Raw genomic sequence first — 17,470 nt, 5'->3', positions numbered from 1 at the left:
CGGGTGACGCAGGGCGCGCCGCAGCAGACGGAGCTGCAGCAGGACGAGGCGGTGCTGCTCGCGCACGCGCTGGTCGCCCGGGTCACCGAGCGCACCGGCGCACGGGCGCTGTTCGTCAAGGGGCCCACCGCCGTCGCGCTGGGGGTGCGGCCGGCCAGGCCGTCGAGCGACGTGGACGTGCTGGTCGACCCAGCGTCGTTCGACGCCACGTGCGCAGCCATGGAGGCAGCCGGCTGGCAACTGCGCACGCCTCTGGGGTCGCTGCGGTATGCCGGTGAGTTCGCCTTCGACCACTCCGCCCACTACATCCACCCGCACTGGCCGGTCGACGTCGACGTCCACTACAGCTTCCCCGGCTTCCTCGCGGACCCGTCGGCCGCCTTCGACGCCCTGTGGGAGCGCCGCACCGACGTGGAGGTCGCAGGTCGCCCGGCCCCGACGCCGGACCGCCTCGGTCAGGCGCTCGTCGTGGGCCTGCACGCCCTTCGAGACCCGGAGAAGGCACAGTCCCGGCAGGACCTGGCGCACCTGGGCGCGGTACTCGCGAACCTCACCCCCGCCGACCGGGACGCGTTGCGCGGCCTCGCCCGGGACACCGGCGCGTCCGGGACCGGTGCGGAGCTGCTCCGGCTGGCCGGCACCTCTCCCCTGCCCTTGTCGCCGGAGGAGGAGGACCGCCTCGTCGACTGGGAGCTGCGCCGGCAGGGCCACGGGGTGGGGACCGTGTGGCTCGTCGAGCTGACCGAGGCACCGTGGCGCGCGCGGGCCGCGGTCCTGGGGCGGGCGCTGGTGCCGCCGCGCGAGCACTTCGTCGCGTCCACGTCGGCCGCCGACCTCAGCCGGGCGCAGCTCGCCGGGCTCCACCTGCGCCGCTGGGGGCGGGGGCTCACGGGTGCACCGCACGCCCTCACCGTGCTGCTCCGCCGCCGCAGCGCGCGCACTTCGACGGAAACCCGGACGCGCGAGCGCTGACCTGTCACGCTCGACCCCGCGCCGGGCGCCAACCGACTGACCCGCCCGCACGTCGAACAGGGTGAGGCAGTTCCTGCGTGAGGCAGCCACTGCGGGCGGAGGGAGCCGGTCATGAGCCGCACACAGTTCTCGGCAGCGGCAGCGGTGCTCGTGACGGCGGCCGTTGCCCTCCCCACCGGACCGGCCGCGGGCAGCGCGCAGGCAGCCACGACCACGCCGACCGCTGCGCAGCTCGCGCTGGCGCGCATGACACGGGCCCAGCGCATCGGCGAGGTCCTGATGGTGGGGACCCCCGCGACCGGCGTCAGCAGCGCGACCGCCCGCGCGATATCGACGTACCACGTCGGCTCGGTGATCCTCACCGGTCGGAGCACCGCGGGTGTCGTGGCGACGAGCGCCGTGACATCGCGCCTGCAGGCCCGCGCCACCTACGCCGCCACCTCGCGCGTGCGGCTCATGGTCTCGACCGACCAGGAGGGCGGGTACGTCCAGGTCCTCAAGGGCCCGGGCTTCACGAACCTGCCCACAGCACTGCACCAGGGGACGTGGGCCCCCAGCTCGCTGCAGTACTCGGCCCGCCGCTGGGGCGGGCAGCTCAAGGCGGCCGGCGTGAACCTCGACCTCGCGCCGGTCGCCGACACCGTCCCCAGCGCCGCCTTCGCACCCCACAACCCGCCGATCGGTGCCGTGTACCGCGAGTTCGGCTACACGCCGGCCACCGTGTCGTCGCACTCCGTGGCGTTCACCAAGGGCATGCGTGCCGCCGGCGTCATGGTGACCGCCAAGCACTTCCCGGGGTTGGGTCGCGTGACCGCCAACACGGACACCACACGCGGGGTCACGGACCGGACGACGACCCGGACCGACCCGTACCTCGCGCCGTTCCGCGCCTCCACGCAGGCCGGTGCCCGTGTGCTCATGGTCTCCAACGCCATCTACACCCGCATCGACCCGGCCAACCCGGCCGTGTTCTCGCGCACCGTCATCTCCGGCATGGTCCGCCACGACCTGGGCTTCACCGGAGTCGTGGTGTCGGACGACCTCGGCAACGCCAGGGCCGTCACCGCCTGGACGCCAGGTGCCCGGGCGGTCAAGTTCATCTCCGCGGGCGGTGACCTCGTCCTCACCGTCGACCCCACCCAGACGGAGGCCATGTTCAAGGCCCTGGCCGCCAAGTGCTCGGCCGACCCGGCCTTCGCCGCGCAGCTCGACGCGGCCGCGCTCAGGGTGCTCACCGTCAAGCAGGAGATGGGCCTGCTCTAGACCCGTCGGCTCCAGCGGCAGGCCCGGCACGCGCCGCCGGACCGGTTCCCGTCGGCGGACCAGGGCGCCGCCTCCCGGGATGGGCTCAGGCCTCGGGGGCCCCGGGGGCGACCACGTCGGGAAGCGCCGCGGCCAGGCTCTCGCGCCAGTCCGGCAGCAGCGGCAGCCGAGCCATCCGCCACGCGTCGTGGCCGAGGACGCCGTAGATCCGCCGGGGCGCACCTTCCGGAGAACCGTCCGCGCGCACGGCCTCCACCAGGTCGGGGTCGTGGCCCAGCCCTTCGAGCACCGCCCGCGCGAAGCCCACCAGGCTCGTCTCGCCGCGGCTGGTGGCGTGCCACACCCCGAACGGTGCGCCCTCCCCGACCAGCCGCAGGACCGCCTCGGCGACGTCCATGGTCCACGTCGGCTGCCCGTGCTGGTCCTCGGCGACCGGCACCCGCTCCCCCGACGCGGCGAGCCGGGCCCACTCCTTGACGACGTTGGGGGCTCCCCCGCCGTAGAGCCACCCCGTCCGCACGATCCACGCCTGGTGGCAGTGCGCCTCGACCGCCCACTCGCCCGCAGCCTTGGTCCGCCCGTATGCCGAGCGGGGAGCTAGCGGCGCGTCCTCGGCATACGGCTCGTCGGAGTCGCCGGAGAACACGGAGTGGCAGGACACGTGGACCAGGCGCGTGCCGGTCTCGCGGCAGGCTGCGGCGACGTTCGCCGCGCCGACCGCGTTGACGGCGAAGGCTGCCGGCTCGTCGCGCTCGCCTCCCTCTGCCGGGGAGACAGCCGCACAGTTGACGACGACGTCGTGGCCGCGCACCGCCTCCCGGACGGCGTCGCGGTCGGTCACGTCGAGGTCGGCGTGGGTGAGCGCGGTCACCGACTTCTCGTCGACGCCCGAGAGCGCGAGCGCCACCTGCAGGTCGAGCCCCAGCAGGCCCCCGGCGCCGGTGACTGCCCAGCGGGTCATGCCGGCGCCCGGCGACGACGGATCTGGGACCGGGGACTCGTGGGTGCGCCTGCCACGACGCCGAGCGTAGCCCTCGCCGCGGGGTGGGTAGCGTTCGTGCGCATGACGGCAGCATCCCCGGCAGGCGCGTGATGGACGTCCGCCCCCTCGCCATCGCGGACGCCCTGGTGGTCACGCCACCGCAGTTCGCCGACGACCGCGGGCTGTTCACCGCCCCCTTCCAGTCCGAGCCGCTGGCCGCGGCGATCGGCCACCCCCTGCGCGTGCTGCAGACGAACGTCTCGGTCTCGCGCAGGGGCGCCCTCCGGGGGATCCACTACGCCGACGTGGCGCCGTCGCAGGCGAAGTACGTCACCGCCGTGGGGGGCTCGTTCCTCGACTTCGTCGTCGACGTGCGCGTCGGCAGCCCGACGTTCGGGCAGTGGGACTCGGTCGTCCTCGACACCCGCGACCGGCGAGTGGTCTACGTCCCCGAGGGCGTCGGGCACGCCCTGTTCGCTCTCGAGGACACCTCTACCGCGCTCTTCCACTGCTCCACTCCCTTCGTGCCGGGGCGCGAGCGGGCGCTCGACGCCCGGGACCCCGAGCTCGGCCTGGACCTGCCCGGGGGCATCGAGCCGATCGTGTCGGCGGCAGACGCCGCGGCCCCCTCGCTGGCCGAGGCCCGGGAGCGTGGCCTCCTGCCTTCGTATGCCGCGTGCACGGCGTGGTACCGCGAGCTGGCTCAGCAGGTGGACACGCCGGACTGACCGCCGGTTCCCAGCGTTTTCGCAGGTCAGAAGTCGTGCAGGAGGTGAAATCCGGCTGAACGGACCACCCCAGATGCACGGGTTGGGTCCGTTTCACCTGTAAACTTCCGACGGTTTTGCCGGGGAGACAGTGGAAATGGAAGGACGAGCGATGCCGCCGAGCAGACGTCAGCATCGTGAACGCCTGACCCGCTGGAGCTGGGCGGTCATCGACTCCGGCGCCTGGCTGGTCGCGGTCTTTCTTGCGGCGTGGCTGCGCTACGACCTCAACATGACGCTCACGCTCACGTCCACGATGGCGTGGTTCGCCTTGGCCGCCGTCGTGGCCCAGGTCTTCTTCGGCACCGTGTTCGGCCCGTATGCCGTGGGCCACGAGCGCGGCTCGTTCGAGGAGACCTACGACGTCGGCCGCACGGTCGCCCTGACGACGCTGGTGCTCCTTGCCCTCGTCTTCGTCCTGCACCTCGGTCCGATCCCGCGCAGCGTCCCCTTCACCGCACCCGCCTTCGCGATGATCGGCATGTTCGCCGCGCGGTTCATCATCCGCTCGTGGCGCGCGCGTCAGGCTCTGCTCGGCAAGGAGGAGCAGCGGGCCATCATCTTCGGTGCCGGCGAGGCGGGGCGGCGCCTGACCCGCAGCCTCATCCGCGACGAGGGCAGCGGCTACGCGCCCGTGGCCCTGCTGGACGACGACCGCGCCAAGGCGCGCCTCCGGTTCGAGGGCGTCCGCGTCCGCGGCACGCGCAGCGACATGGCCACGGTGGCGGCCAAGTACGACGCGCGGGTGCTCATCATCGCCCTGCCCCTAGCCTCAGCCCCGACGATCCGCGAGCTCACCCAGCTCGGCGAGGACGCCGGACTGCAGGTCCTCACGCTGCCGCCCATCAAGGACATCATCGGGGGCCGGCCCACCGCCGGCGACCTGCGCAACGTCGACGTGGCCGACCTCCTCGGGCGTCGCCCCGTCGACCTGGACACGGCCGTGATCGCCGACCACATCGCCGGCAAGAGCATCCTCGTGACCGGGGCCGGTGGCTCGATCGGCTCCGAGCTGTGCCGGCAGATCGCGCGCTTCGGCCCGGCCAAGCTCTACATGCTCGACCGGGACGAGTCGGGCCTGCAGTCGACCCAGATGAGCCTCGACGGGCACGGCCTGCTCAACACCGAGACCGTCGTCCTCGCCGACATCCGCGACGTCGCCCGCATGCGCGAGGTCTTCACCCAGACCCGTCCCGACATCGTCTTCCACGCGGCCGCGCTCAAGCACCTCCCGCTGCTCGAGGCCAACCCGATGGAGGCGTGGAAGAGCAACGTCATCGGCACCCACAACGTGCTGCAGGCGGCCGCCGAGGTCGGTGTCGGCACCTTCGTCAACATCTCCACCGACAAGGCCGCCAACCCGACGTGCGTCCTCGGGTACAGCAAGCGTGTGGCCGAGCGGCTCACCGCCGACTTCGCCCGCCGCGAGCCCGGTCGCTACGTCTCCGTGCGGTTCGGCAACGTGCTGGGCTCCCGCGGCTCCGTGGTGCACGCCTTCACGGCCCAGATCGAGCGCGGCGGCCCCATCACCGTCACCCACCCCGACGTCGAGCGCTACTTCATGCTCATCCCAGAGGCCTGCCAGCTGGTGCTCGAGGCCGCGTCGATCGGCTCCGACGGCGAGGTCATGGTGCTCGACATGGGCGAGCAGGTGAAGATCGTCGAGGTCGCGCAGACCCTGATCCGGATGAGCGGTCGCCGCGACATCGAGATCACCTACACGGGCCTGCGCCCCGGCGAGAAGCTGGGTGAGGAGCTCTTCTCCCCCAACGAGGAGCGGCGCGGCACCGCCCACCCCCTCGTCAGCAGCGTCGACGTGCCCGCGATCGACGCCGCCCAGGTGGCCCTGACCACCCACGCCGAGCCGGCCCACGCCGCTCAGTGGATGCGCCACCACAGCGGGGCCTCGAGCGTGACGGTGGGCATGTGACCCCTGCCCGCGCCGACGTACTGACCACCTCGACCGGGACCGGGATCCAATGACAAGCATGCAGGGCGCCACCGTCGCCATCACCGGCGGGACCGGCTCCTTCGGCTCCACCATGGCCTCACACCTGCTGGACCAGGGCGTGGAGACGATCCACATCCTCAGCCGGGACGAGGCCAAGCAGGACGAGATGCGCAAGCGCTTCTCGGACTCGAGGCTCCGCTTCTTCCTCGGGGACGTCCGCGACTACGACAGTGTCCGGTCCGCCTTCGTCGACACCGACTTCGTGTTCCACGCTGCGGCCCTCAAGCAGGTGCCGTCCTGTGAGTTCTTCCCCGAGCAGGCGGTGAAGACCAACGTCACGGGCAGCCACAACGTCATCGAGGCGGCGGCTCGCGTCGGCGTCCGCTCGGTTGTGTGCCTCAGCACCGACAAGGCGGTCTACCCGGTCAACGCCATGGGCATGAGCAAGGCGCTCATGGAGAAGACGGCGCAGGCGTTCGCCCGGAACAACCCGCACTCCAAGACCACGGTCTCGGTGACCCGGTACGGCAACGTGATGTACTCCCGCGGCTCGGTCATCCCCCTTTTCGTGCAGCAGATCCAGCAGGGCAAGCCGCTGACGGTGACCGAGCGGAGCATGACCCGCTTCCTCATGTCGCTGCAGGAGTCGGTCGACCTGGTGGAGCACGCGTTCACCCACGCGGAGCCTGGTGACCTGTTCGTCCGCAAGGCCCCCGCGTCGACGGTCGACGTGCTCGCGCGCGCCGTGGCGTCGCTGCTGGGCGTCGACGACCCGGAGATCCGCGTCATCGGCACGCGGCACGGCGAGAAGCTGCACGAGACGCTCCTCAGCCGCGAGGAGATGCTGAAGTCCAGCGACCAGGGCGACTACTACCGCGTCCCGCTGGACGCGCGCTCGCTCGAGTACGAGCTGTACTTCGAGGAGGGCGAGCGCGACGCCGTGGCCGTCGAGGACTACACCTCGGAGAACACCGACCGGATGGACGTCGAGCAGACCAAGCAGCTGCTGCTCAAGCTGCCCGAGATCCAGACCCTGCTCGCCGGGGTCCGCTCGTGAAGGTCCTGGTCACGGGCGCCGGCGGGTTCCTCGGCTGGCACACCCTGGCCCGGCTGCGCGCCCTCACCGACCACGAAATCCTCCCGGTGACGCGGGAGAGCTGGGGCTCGCTGGCGGACCAGGTGCGTTCCGCCGACGCCGTGGTCCACATCGCCGGCGTCAACCGCGCGGACGACCCGGAGCAGGTCCGGCTGGGCAACGTCCGACTCGCCGAGGATCTGGCCACCGCCCTCCGCGGAGCCGGCCGACCCGTGCAGGTCGTCAACGCCAACTCGATCCAGAGCGGCAACGGCACGCCGTACGGCAGCGGCAAGCAGCAGGCAGCCGAGGTCCTGGCCGCGGCCTGTGCCGACACCGGCAGCACGTTCGTCGACGTGATGCTGCCCAACCTCTTCGGCGAGCACGGCCGCCCGTCCTACAACTCGTTCGTCGCGACCTTCGTCCAGGCCGCCATCGACGGCAACGAGCCGTCCATCCAGGACCGGCCGGTCGACCTCCTGCACGCCCAGCGGGCCGCAGAGTCCCTGCTCGAGGGCCTCACCGCGCCCCCTGGCCGGATGCAGCCCCAGGGCACGCCCACCAGCGTCCTCGAGGTCTGGGAGCTGCTGCGCGAGTTCCACGGCCTGTATGCCACCGGTGACATCCCCGCGCTCGACACCGCCCTGCGGGTTGACCTGTTCAACACCTACCGCGCCGCGCTCTTCCCCGGGCACTACCCCATTGCCCTCACGGCGCACTCGGACGACCGAGGACGCCTCGTGGAGACCGTCCGGGCGCACGGCGGGCAGGGGCAGACCTTCGTCTCGACGACGAAGCCCGGCATCACGCGCGGCGAGCATTTCCACCTCGGGAAGGTCGAGCGCTTCGTCGTCCTCAGCGGCCGGGCGCGCATCTCCCTGCGCCGGGTGTGCACGGACGAGGTCGTGTCGTTCGACGTCAGCGGCGACAACCCGGCGGTGGTGGACATGCCGACCATGTGGGTGCACAACATCACCAACACCGGCGGCACCGAGCTGACGACCCTGTTCTGGACCCACTCGCTGTTCGACCCGGAGCACCCCGACACGTTCTGGGAGCCCGTCGGCGCGGTGCCGGCGGAGGCCTAGCCGACGGCGACGGCGCGCGCCGTCCGTCCCAGCACCACGAGGTCGCCGAGGAAGCTCTGCCCACGGACGTACTCGGCATACATGCGGGCCTTCTCCGGCAGCAGGACGGAGACGTAGTAGGCTTCGGGGTCCGCAACGGCGGCGAGCCGCTCGGGCTCGTCGCGGAAGGCGACGCTGGCCGGGTCGGTGATGCCGGGCCGCACCGAGAGGATGACGTCGCGGTACTCGGCCGGCCACAGGGCGGCATACGCGGGGACCTCTGGGCGGGGCCCGACGAGGCTCATCGTCCCCGCGAGCACGTCGAGCAGCTGGGGCAGCTCGTCGAGCTTCGTGCGCCGCAGGACGGCGCCCACCCGCGTGATGCGGGGGTCTCCGGTGGGGCTGATCATCGTCCCCGCGGGGCCGGTCCGCAGCGTGCGGAACTTGTGGATGCGGAACAGCTCGCCGTGCAGGCCCACGCGCTCCTGGCGGAAGAACGCAGGACCGGGGCTCGTGGCACGGATCAGGACGGCGAGGAGCACCATGACCGGCCAGAGCAGCAACAGGACCAGTCCCGCCACCGCGACGTCGAAGGCGCGCTTCACACCAGCACCTTGCGCACGGTCTGCGCGACGCGCTCCACCTGCTCGTCGGTCATGCTCGAGAAGATGGGCAGGCTCACGACGCGGCTGAACGCCTCGGTCGCGACCGGGAACTGCTCCGGACGCAGGTCGTAGCGGTCGCGCCAGTACGGCTGCATGTGCAGCGGGATGAAGTGCACACTGCAGCCGACGCCCTCCTGGGCCATGCGGCTGACGAACTCGTCCCGGTCGACCGGGGCGTCCTGCGTGAGCCGGAGCACGAACAGGTGCCACGCGTGCAGGTCGCCCTCGGACGCCTCGGCGGGCAGCTCCACGGGCAGACCGTCGAAGGCGTCGGCGTAGCGCCCCGCGATGTCGGCGCGGCGCGCCCCCATGGCGTCAGACCGGCCCAGCTGGACGCGGCCCATGGCCGCCGCGGGGTCGGTGAGGTTGTACTTGAAACCGGGGGCGACCACCTCGTAGTGCCACGACGGGAGCGTGCTGCGGTATCGGTCGAAGATGTCGCGGCTGATGCCGTGCAGGCGCATGGTGCGGATGCGCGCGGCGAGGTCCTCGTCCCGGGTGACGACCATGCCGCCCTCCCCGGTCGTCATGGTCTTCGTGGCGTAGAAGCTGAACACCGTCGCCTCGCTGGTCGACGTCCCCACCGTGACGCCCTCGGAGCGTGCGGGCAGGGCGTGGGCCGCGTCCTCCACCACCCGGAGCCCGTGGCGCCGGGCCAGCTCCTGTATCGCCGTGGTCGGGACGGGCAGCCCGGCGAAGTGCACCGGCATGATCGCCCTGGTGCGCGGCGTGACGGCCGCCTCGGCCGCGGCGAGGTCCATGTTCAGGGTCTGCGGGTCGACGTCAACGACGACCGGGTCGGCCCCCAGGTAGCGCACGACCTCCGCGGTCGCGGTGAACGTCCACGTCGGCACCAGCACCTCGTCGCCGGGGCCGATGCCCAGGGCCTCGAGCGCCAGGTGCAGACCCGCGGTCGCGGAGTTGAGGGCGACAGCGGTGACCCCTCCGCCGAGGTAGTCGGCGAACTCACGCTCGAAGGCCGCGGCCCGCGGGCCGGTCGTGAGCCACCCGGAGCGCATCGACTCCACGACCGCGTCGATCTCCGCGTCACCGATGTCGGGAAGGGCGAAGGGGATGAAGTCGTCAGAGGCGGTCACGCGCCCCATTGTGCCCGGTGCGTCGGTGGTCGGGGCGCATACCTGCCCCTTGTAGAGTGTGGGTCGAAACCGGGCAAGTTGCGCCCAGCGTCGAGCGGGTGGTGTGGGAGGAAGTTCGCAGATGCGGATCGGCCTGCTCACCCAGTGGTTCGACCCCGAGCCGGGTCCTGCTGCACTTCCGGGAGTGCTGGCGCGGGGGCTGGTCGCCCGTGGGCACGAGGTCCAGGTCCTCACCGGCTTCCCCAACTACCCCAGCGGCACCATCGCCGACGGCTACCGTGTCCGTCCCCGCACGGACGAGCACCGGGACGGCGTCGACATCCGGCGCACCGCGCTCTATGCCAGCCACGACGCCTCTGCTGTCCGCCGCTTCGCCAACTACGCCTCCTTCGGGCTGAGTGCCGCGACGCTCGGCGTCGGCGCGCTGCGCCAGGTCGACGCGGTCTGGGTGAACTACTCCCCCATCACGACGGCGTGGCCCATGTGGACCAACCAGCTCCTGCACCGCGTCCCCAGCGTCGTCCACGTCCTCGACCTGTGGCCCGACACCGTGCTGGCCGGGGGCTTCGGGCGCGACGACGCCGCCGGTGGGCTGGCCCAGCGAGTCCTGCACGCGTGGTGCAACCGGATGTACCGCACGGCCGCCTCCGTCGCGTACATCTCCCCCGGGGTCGGCTCGGTGCTGCAGGACCGCGGGGTGCCGCGGGACAAGCTCGCCTACGTCCCCATGTGGGCCGACGAGTCGCTCTTCCGCCCGGCACCCGACAGCCTGCGGCCGGAGCTCGGCGTGGATGCGGACCAGGTCGTGCTCCTGTATGCCGGTGCGCTCGGGGAGGCGCAGGGGCTGGAGTCGCTCGTGGAGGCCTGTGCGCTGGTGCGCGACCCCCGGTTCGTGTGCCTCGTCGCCGGGTCGGGCACCGCCGAGGAGTCGCTGCGGCGTCGCGCGGACGAGCTGTCCCTCACCAACCTGCGCTTTCTGGGCCGAGTCCCGTCGGAGCGGATGACGGCCCTGACGGCTGCGGCCGACCTGGCCTACATCGGCCTGCGACCGCACCCCCTCAGCAGCGTGACCATGCCCAGCAAGACCCAGGCCAACCTGGCCGCCGGCAAGCCCCTGCTCGTCGCGGCCACGGGTGACGTCGCCGACGTGGCCCGCGACTCCGGCGCCGCCTTCGTCACGGAGGACCTGGCACCGGCCGCCATCGCCGCCACCATCGAGGCCGCGTGCCGTCCGGGGCGGGACGGCCTGCGGGAGCTCGGCGCCAAGGCCCGCTCCTACTACGAGCACACCTTCTCCGTGGACGAGGGTGTCCGCCGCATCGAGGGGCTGCTCCTGGACGCCGCGGGGTCCCGCCCGTGACCGCTCAGCACACGATCGCCCCGCTGGGGGCCTCCGACGTCGAGGCCATCGCGGCCCTGCACAAGCGCGCCTTCCCCACCTTCTTCCTCAGCAGCCTGGGCGAGCGCTTCCTGGTGCAGTTCTACCGGGGGTTCCTGTCCGACCCGACGGCCGTGACCGTCGTCGCGCGGTCAGCTGACGGTGCGCCTGTCGGAGCGGTCGTCGGCACCACGGAGCCCTCCGGCTTCTTCCTTCGCCTGCTGCGCCGACGGTGGCTCGGGTTCGCCCTGGCCTCCGCCGCTGCCGTGCTCCGCCGGCCGGCCGCCGCTCCCCGGCTGCTCAACGCCGTGCGGTACCGCGGCGAAGCCGGGAGCCGGGTGGAGGGCGCCCTGCTGAGCTCGGTCTGCGTCGACCCGGGGCTCCAGGGACAGGGCGTGGGCCGCGACCTCCTCGCCGCGTGGGAGGCACGCGCCGCGCAACAGGGTGCGAGCGCCGCGTACCTGACCACCGACGCCGACGGCAACGACGCAGTCAACGCGTTCTACCGCGCCCGCGGCTGGCACCTGGCAGACACCTTCGCCACGGCCCAGGGGCGCCGCATGAACCGCTACGAGAAGAGGCTGGACCCAACCCCATGACCAAGGTGATGACCATCGTCGGGACGCGACCGGAGATCATCCGGCTGTCCCGGGTGATGTCCCGTCTCGACGAGACCGTCGACCACGTGCTCGTCCACACCGGGCAGAACTACGACTACGAGCTCAACGGCATCTTCTTCGACGAGCTGGGCATCCGGAAGCCCGACCACTTCCTCGAGGTCGACACGAGCAGCCTCGGCCGCGTCCTGGGCGAGACGCTCATCAAGGCCGAGGAGGTCCTGCTGGCGGAACAGCCGGACGCCGTCCTCGTCCTGGGCGACACGAACAGCTGCATCGCGGCCGTCATGGCCAAGCGGATGCGGATTCCCGTGTACCACATGGAGGCCGGCAACCGCTGCTTCGACGAGAACGTCCCGGAGGAGACGAACCGCCGCCTCGTCGACCACGTGGCCGACTTCAACCTCGTCTACACCGAGCACGCGCGACGCAACCTGCTCGCCGAGGGCCTGCACCCGCGTCGGATCCTGCTGACGGGTTCGCCGATGAAGGAGGTGCTGCTGCACCACCTCGACCAGTTCGCCGCCAGCACGGTGCTCGACACGCTGGGGCTGTCGCCGCAGCAGTACCTGCTCGTGTCGGCACACCGTGAGGAGAACGTCGACCGGCCGGAGCGGCTGTACCAGCTGCTCGACTGCCTGGTCGCGGCCCACGAGCGGTTCGAGGTCCCCGTCCTCGTCTCGACGCACCCGCGCACGCACAAGCGGCTCGAGCAGCTCGGGCGAGAGCTCCCCGAGGGCATCCGCTTCCACAAGCCGCTCGGCTTCATCGACTACGTCCGGCTGCAGCAGGACGCCCTGTGCGTGCTGTCCGACAGCGGCACGATCAGCGAGGAGTCCTCGGTCCTCGGCTTCCCTGCAGTGACCCTGCGCGACTCCATCGAGCGGCCCGAGGCCCTCGACACCGGTTCCATCATCATGACCGGCCTGGACCCGCAGAACGTCGTCGAGGGCATCGAGGTCGTCGTCCGTGACGGCAGTGCCGGCCAGCACGTGCCGACCGACTACGCGATCGACAACTGCTCCGAGCGCGCCGTGCGGTTCATCCTCTCCACGCACCGTCGCCACCACGCCTGGGCAGGGATCCGGCGATGAGCAGGCGGCTCTCCCGGTCCGGGCCCCTCTACCGCGCGCTGCGGCAGGCTCGGAACCGAGGAGTGATCGCGCGCAAGGGGCTGAGCGGCGTCCACCCGACGGCCTCGATCCACCCCACGAGCAACGTCTCCCGCGACCTGGTCGCGCACGAGTACGTCTTCGTCGGCAACGAGTGCTGGATCGGCGCGATGACCGAGATCGGCGCCTACACCATGTTCGCGCCGCGGGTCGCCGTCGTCGGCGACGACCACGTGTCCGACCGTGTGGGCACGCCGATCCAGTTCACCGGCCGGCCCCGCCAGACCCGGACCGTCATCGGCCGGGACGCGTGGCTGGGCTACGGCACCATCGTCATGCGCGGCGTGACCATCGGCGAGGGAGCGATCGTGGCCGCTGGGTCCGTCGTGACCAAGGACATCCCGGAGTACGAGATCTGGGGAGGTGTCCCGGCCCGCAAGATCCGGGACCGCTTCTCCGATGCCGACCGCGAGCAGCACCGGGCGGTCCTCGACCGCGGGGGCATACGCCCCTCCTTCGCCGAGGCGCAGACGGGGAGCGAGTCGTGACCCGACCCAGGGTCGGGGTCCTCGTCGGCTACTTCGACTGGTTCAGCGGCTACCAGGAGACTGCCCTGGTCAAGGCCCTCGAGCCGCTCGCGGAGGTCGAGGTGATCGCCTCGGACCGCGTCAGCCCCATCTTCAGCGACGCGCACCTCGAGCGCCTCGGGGTCGAGCGGACGTACGCGCCGGGCTCGTCCACCGAGCGCGGCGTGACGGTCACCCGCCTGCCGTCGCAGGAGCGGCGGTCGATGGTCTGGTCGCGCGACGTACGGCGGCTGCTGCGCGAGCGCGACTTCGACCTCCTGGTCCAGGTCATGCCGGGCCAGGGCCTGTCTGCGGCCGGGGCCTTCGTGCCCAAGTCCGAGCGGCGCATCGTTCTCTACGGCGACAACAGCGCGATGTGGTCCGGCCTCTCCGGGTGGAAGCAGCGGCTCAAGTGGGTCGTCTTCGCCGTCACCAAGGGTCAGGTGTACCGCCTCGTCAACCGGCGCAGCGACGTGGTGTTCGGGTACACGCCCGAGACCCTGCACCGTCTGGCGCCGTTCCAGAAGGGATGCCAGACGGCCCTCCTGCCGCTCGCGTACGACTCGAACACGTACTTCCAGTCCGAGGAGCTGCGCGAGAGCGGACGCGCCGAGCTCGGCTTCCAGCCGCACGAGCGTGTCGTCATGACCGCGGGCAAGCTGGTTCCCTACAAGCGTCTGGAGCTGCTCGTCGACGCCTTCACCGAGATCGCCGAGCAGCAGCCCGAGGTCCGGCTGCTCGTCGTGGGTGACGACGGCGGTGACTACAGCACGTCACTTCAGCGGCGGGTTCCGGAGGCACTGCGCAGCCGGGCCACGTTCCTCGGCTTCCAGGACGCGGAGGGCCTCAACAGGCTCTTCAACGTGGCCGATGTCGGCGTGTGGCCGGCCCTCCCCGCGGTGACCATCCAGCAGGCCATGGGAACCGGCCTGGCGGTGTGCCTGCCGCAGAACGAGTGGGTCGGGCACCTGATCCGCCCCGGCTCGGGCACCTACTTCGGCCCGGGCACGCCGGTCCCAACCCTTCCGGCGGCGCTGAGAGAGACCCTGACGACCTTCGACTTCGGATCATCGGCCCGTCGCGACAGGCGTGACGCCAACGGATGGCTGGCCGGGGACGGCATCGCCCGAACGGCGCTCAACGGTTTAGCGCGCTACCCCGCCTGAAACGTCCAGAACGGGTCGAATGACGAGAGCTAGCCGTAGGGACGGGTGGAGTCGAGGAGCGGCCCCGACCGCTTCGGTGCGCCCGGCCGGCCCTGCGCGTCCGACTTCCGCAGGCGCTCCGGGATCAGGGCGCCGGGACCTCGTGGTTGGTGGGCTACTGGGCATCTTGGCGGTCGGCAACCTCGTTCATGGCATGTGGCTGCGGGACTTTCCGAAGGCAAACCTGACAGTCATCGCCCTGGTCTGCCTGGTGCTGCTAGCAGTCCTGCGAAAGCGAGTGAAGAAGGATCCACGGGGTGTCGGGGCGCTTGTACTGGTGTGCCTGTCGTTCTGCCCGGGCTTTCTGTTCCCTGCCCTGAACGCGAGCGCGCACGACAAGCGGACAGCCATCGTGGCCGTCGTCCTGGCCAGCCTCGTGATCGCATACTGGTCTGTCGGAGGTCGCAGCATCGGTGTCGGACTGAGCAGCGCGCTCATACTGGGCGCAGTGTTCATCCTGGCCGGTCAGTTGCTACATCCGGCTGCCGACGAGTTGGCGCTGGGACGGCGCACACCGGACGGCGTCAACGCCATTGGCGCTGGTCGGGAGCTGGGGGTGGCTGCCATCTGCACCACCTGGCTGATGCTGAGGGCTTCCAAGTGGACTCTGAGGTTGTCCATGGGCGCCCTCCTGGGCTGCATGGCCGTCGGACTCGTCGCCACCGGGAGCCGAGGTCCTGCCTCCGCAACGGTCGTCGGCTGCATTGTTCTCCTGCTTGCGTCCAGGGATCTTCCGCGTGTGGCTCGCGTAGCCCTCGCCAGTGTGGCCGTCGCCGTCGTCGCCTACTCCTTCATTGAGCTCAGTTCCGCTGGGTCACGCATCACCACCGACTCCGACTCCGGACGCCGAGCCCTGCTCAAGGCCACTCTGGGGGTGGCCTCCCAGCATCCGTGGGGCATCGGTTGGGGGAATCTGTACAACTATCTGCCCAACTACGCGATCGACAGCGAGCAAGGCCTCAAGCAGTACCCGCACAACCTCTTGGCAGAGTCCCTGACCGAGGCCGGGCTTGTCGGCGTTGCCCTACTGGTCGCATCTCTCATCGTTGTCTTCGTGCGCGCTCGTAGGAGCCAGACCTCAGACGCACCGCTGCTCTTGGCCCTACTCACTGCCGCTTTTGCGGGATCCATGTTGTCGAGCGACGTCATCGGGAACCAGCTGATGTGGGTGCTCATCGGCGTGAGCCTTGGGACGACCAGCTGGATACGACATGGGCCCGCAAGACTCGGGTCCCACGTCGTGGAGCGGTCACCCGCGCGCTTCATCCGGCGTTTCGAAGACCGCGAAAGTAGCGCTGCACCACAGCGAAGGAGGCGGGGTCCCCACCCCCGTAGCCGTTGACTGACTTCCCCAAGAGGTTGAGTCGATACGCCACGACTCCATCGATCGCCCCCTCATCGATCAGAGGGCGCACCTGATCGAGGACGCTCGCCACATACTGTGAATCCGCCGCTCCAGCGATCCCCGCCTCGCGACCGAAGGGCGCGCAGTAGACCAAGAAGACGAGGTCTAGCTTGCGCACCAGGGATGCCCGTCCGCCCCCGGAGGCAGACACATCCCAACCATTCGGCTGCAGCGTGGCGCTCGTGCTTCCAGCGCGGAACTCGACGTCGTCTAGGGACAGGCCGAAGCCTCGAGAGCCGACTCTCGCGTCCACTGTCAGACGGAGCTTGGCCGAGCCGCTGGATTGTGCGACCACCTGAGCCGTGTAGTTCGTCCAGCCATCCGCACCCTGCGTCCGCTGCACAGGTGCCTGGTGACCGTCGATTGTGACTGAGAGGGAGTACGAGGCGACGGAAGGACTTGACCTGTCGTCCAGAGCCGAAAATCGCAACACCGAGGTGGTGCCGCGCTCGATGCGCACGCTTCGTTCCAGGCTGACGGCCTGAGGCAGGCGCATGCGGAACCGCGCGTCGGGGAATGCGACTTGCAGACACTCAGCCGACGACTGACATTGGGTGAGCTGGCGCGCCCGACGAGCTTCCCTGAGAGCGCCGGAAGAGTCCGTCGTGTTCTGGACGGCGTGCAGGTACTGCTTCGGGCCCGCAAACGCCAGGATCACGCCGTCGATGACATTCCTGTAGGCGGGGAGTACGGCCGTCGGCGACACCAGGTCTTGGCTGTACATGACGGCATAGAAGCGCAACCACGGCGCATGCGAGCGAGCCGCGCGGACCATGCCGGTCACATCGTCGGGACGGAAAGGCTGGTGATTCGCATCGTGGATCCGAAGAACAGTGTTGGACGCAAAGTCATCAAGGGCGATCGCCTTGATGTTGGGGTGCGCTTGCGCAACTTGTCCAACTGCGCTGAACCACTTCTGGTAGTCCCAGCCGAAGGGGCGGTACGTGGTGGACGATGACTCCGACGGGGGCACCAGGTAGACGGTGATGGAGATACCGGCTTTGGCCGCCCTCTCGGCGAAGGCCGGTAGCTGCGTCCACTCGGTGGAACTGATGTCTTTCGACGGCTGGCTCTCGCCCGGATGGCGCCTGTCCCAGATCAGGTAGTAGTAGTGGTTCGCCCCCACCGCACTGAGCCGCCGAACCGTTTGCTCCACATCTATCGTGCCATCGGGAGCGTGTATGGCCGCGGCGTAGCTCCCAAACCCTTGAGACAAGGCGCCCGCGGCTCGCGGCGGAGCATCCGACGGTGTCGAGAACGGCACACCATGAGACCGAAGCGTTGGGCTGAGCAGAACCAGGGCGCCGCCGGCCGCGACAGCCACCACGACAATGGTGGCTATCCACAA

At 70.6% G+C, this 17,470-nt stretch carries 16 protein-coding genes; 12 read left to right on the top strand and 4 right to left on the bottom strand.

What is annotated here, in order from left to right; genetic code table 11:
• Nucleotides 1-3: 3 nt before the first annotated feature.
• Nucleotides 4-972: a nucleotidyltransferase family protein gene (locus J2X64_RS12755; RefSeq protein ID WP_310154916.1), complete on the top strand. Its 969-nt coding sequence runs from the start codon at nt 4-6 to the stop codon at nt 970-972.
• Nucleotides 973-1,083: 111 nt separating this feature from the next.
• A complete protein-coding gene (locus J2X64_RS12750) occupies nt 1,084-2,235 on the top strand; it encodes a glycoside hydrolase family 3 N-terminal domain-containing protein (RefSeq protein WP_310154913.1) in 1,152 nt (383 codons plus the stop codon).
• An 85-nt stretch (nt 2,236-2,320) separates the two neighbouring features.
• Here J2X64_RS12750 and J2X64_RS12745 read toward each other — a convergent pair whose 3' ends face one another.
• A complete protein-coding gene (locus tag J2X64_RS12745; RefSeq protein ID WP_310154910.1) occupies nt 2,321-3,196 on the bottom strand; it encodes an NAD(P)-dependent oxidoreductase in 876 nt (291 codons plus the stop codon).
• A gap of 131 nt (nt 3,197-3,327) precedes the next feature.
• Between J2X64_RS12745 and J2X64_RS12740 the strand changes: the two genes are divergently transcribed.
• The 4 genes from J2X64_RS12740 (at nt 3,328) to J2X64_RS12725 (ending at nt 8,098) form a co-directional block, all read left to right on the top strand.
• Nucleotides 3,328-3,945, top strand: coding sequence for a dTDP-4-dehydrorhamnose 3,5-epimerase family protein (locus tag J2X64_RS12740; protein ID WP_310154907.1), 618 nt, complete (start codon nt 3,328-3,330; stop codon nt 3,943-3,945).
• 151 nt (nt 3,946-4,096) lie between these two features.
• The gene (locus J2X64_RS12735) at nt 4,097-5,914 is read left to right on the top strand and encodes a nucleoside-diphosphate sugar epimerase/dehydratase (protein WP_310154904.1); all 1,818 of its coding nucleotides are present in this window, start codon (nt 4,097-4,099) and stop codon (nt 5,912-5,914) included.
• Between the two features lie 49 nt (nt 5,915-5,963).
• Nucleotides 5,964-6,992, top strand: a complete 1,029-nt coding sequence (locus J2X64_RS12730; protein WP_310154902.1) for a polysaccharide biosynthesis protein — start codon at nt 5,964-5,966, stop codon at nt 6,990-6,992.
• Nucleotides 6,989-8,098 carry an NAD-dependent epimerase/dehydratase family protein gene (locus J2X64_RS12725; RefSeq protein WP_310154899.1) on the top strand — a complete coding sequence of 370 codons (1,110 nt, stop codon included), beginning with the start codon at nt 6,989-6,991 and terminating at the stop codon, nt 8,096-8,098. Before J2X64_RS12730 ends, J2X64_RS12725 begins: the two co-directional genes overlap by 4 nt.
• Here the strand turns inward: J2X64_RS12725 and J2X64_RS12720 are convergent.
• Both J2X64_RS12720 and J2X64_RS12715 read right to left on the bottom strand, forming a co-directional pair.
• On the bottom strand, nt 8,095-8,682 hold the full coding sequence (locus tag J2X64_RS12720) for a sugar transferase (RefSeq protein ID WP_310154897.1): 588 nt from the start codon (nt 8,680-8,682) through the stop codon (nt 8,095-8,097). The genes J2X64_RS12725 and J2X64_RS12720 overlap by 4 nt on opposite strands.
• Nucleotides 8,679-9,839 (bottom strand): DegT/DnrJ/EryC1/StrS family aminotransferase, encoded by a 1,161-nt coding sequence (locus J2X64_RS12715; protein ID WP_310154894.1) that lies wholly within the window; start codon nt 9,837-9,839, stop codon nt 8,679-8,681. Before J2X64_RS12715 ends, J2X64_RS12720 begins: the two co-directional genes overlap by 4 nt.
• Nucleotides 9,840-9,960: 121 nt before the next feature.
• Here J2X64_RS12715 and J2X64_RS12710 point away from each other — a divergent pair, with 121 nt between their 5' ends.
• The 6 genes from J2X64_RS12710 to J2X64_RS12685 all read left to right on the top strand — a co-directional run bounded on the left by J2X64_RS12710 (nt 9,961) and on the right by J2X64_RS12685 (nt 16,059).
• Nucleotides 9,961-11,199 (top strand): glycosyltransferase family 4 protein, encoded by a 1,239-nt coding sequence (locus J2X64_RS12710; protein ID WP_310154891.1) that lies wholly within the window; start codon nt 9,961-9,963, stop codon nt 11,197-11,199.
• Nucleotides 11,196-11,816 carry a GNAT family N-acetyltransferase gene (locus J2X64_RS12705; RefSeq protein WP_310154888.1) on the top strand — a complete coding sequence of 207 codons (621 nt, stop codon included), beginning with the start codon at nt 11,196-11,198 and terminating at the stop codon, nt 11,814-11,816. The genes J2X64_RS12710 and J2X64_RS12705 overlap by 4 nt, the downstream gene beginning before the upstream one ends.
• Nucleotides 11,813-12,928, top strand: coding sequence for a non-hydrolyzing UDP-N-acetylglucosamine 2-epimerase (wecB, locus tag J2X64_RS12700; RefSeq protein WP_310154884.1), 1,116 nt, complete (start codon nt 11,813-11,815; stop codon nt 12,926-12,928). The genes J2X64_RS12705 and wecB overlap by 4 nt, the downstream gene beginning before the upstream one ends.
• Nucleotides 12,925-13,494 (top strand): CatB-related O-acetyltransferase, encoded by a 570-nt coding sequence (locus J2X64_RS12695; protein WP_310154881.1) that lies wholly within the window; start codon nt 12,925-12,927, stop codon nt 13,492-13,494. The genes wecB and J2X64_RS12695 overlap by 4 nt, the downstream gene beginning before the upstream one ends.
• A complete protein-coding gene (locus J2X64_RS12690) occupies nt 13,491-14,678 on the top strand; it encodes a glycosyltransferase (protein WP_310154878.1) in 1,188 nt (395 codons plus the stop codon). The genes J2X64_RS12695 and J2X64_RS12690 overlap by 4 nt, the downstream gene beginning before the upstream one ends.
• Nucleotides 14,679-14,844: 166 nt before the next feature.
• Nucleotides 14,845-16,059, top strand: a complete 1,215-nt coding sequence (locus tag J2X64_RS12685; protein ID WP_310154876.1) for an O-antigen ligase family protein — start codon at nt 14,845-14,847, stop codon at nt 16,057-16,059.
• Here the strand turns inward: J2X64_RS12685 and J2X64_RS12680 are convergent.
• Nucleotides 15,980-17,446, bottom strand: a complete 1,467-nt coding sequence (locus J2X64_RS12680; protein WP_310154873.1) for a hypothetical protein — start codon at nt 17,444-17,446, stop codon at nt 15,980-15,982. The genes J2X64_RS12685 and J2X64_RS12680 overlap by 80 nt on opposite strands.
• Nucleotides 17,447-17,470 lie beyond the last annotated feature (24 nt).

The organism is Phycicoccus sp. 3266 (genome assembly GCF_031456495.1).
Taxonomy (GTDB): domain Bacteria; phylum Actinomycetota; class Actinomycetes; order Actinomycetales; family Dermatophilaceae; genus Pedococcus.
Note: the sequence above shows the minus strand (reverse complement) of the source record. Positions and strands in the feature narration are given on the sequence as shown.

What these genes read in the sequence shown, in the direction of transcription:
- J2X64_RS12750 (WP_310154913.1), top strand. Translation starts at nt 1,084, where the DNA reads ATGAGCCGCACACAGTTCTCGGCAGCGGCAGCGGTGCTCGTGACGGCG.
- J2X64_RS12745 (WP_310154910.1), bottom strand. Translation starts at nt 3,196, where the DNA reads ATGACCCGCTGGGCAGTCACCGGCGCCGGGGGCCTGCTGGGGCTCGAC.
- J2X64_RS12740 (WP_310154907.1), top strand. Translation starts at nt 3,328, where the DNA reads ATGGACGTCCGCCCCCTCGCCATCGCGGACGCCCTGGTGGTCACGCCA.
- J2X64_RS12735 (WP_310154904.1), top strand. Translation starts at nt 4,097, where the DNA reads ATGCCGCCGAGCAGACGTCAGCATCGTGAACGCCTGACCCGCTGGAGC.
- J2X64_RS12730 (WP_310154902.1), top strand. Translation starts at nt 5,964, where the DNA reads ATGACAAGCATGCAGGGCGCCACCGTCGCCATCACCGGCGGGACCGGC.
- J2X64_RS12710 (WP_310154891.1), top strand. Translation starts at nt 9,961, where the DNA reads ATGCGGATCGGCCTGCTCACCCAGTGGTTCGACCCCGAGCCGGGTCCT.
- wecB (WP_310154884.1), top strand. Translation starts at nt 11,813, where the DNA reads ATGACCAAGGTGATGACCATCGTCGGGACGCGACCGGAGATCATCCGG.
- J2X64_RS12695 (WP_310154881.1), top strand. Translation starts at nt 12,925, where the DNA reads ATGAGCAGGCGGCTCTCCCGGTCCGGGCCCCTCTACCGCGCGCTGCGG.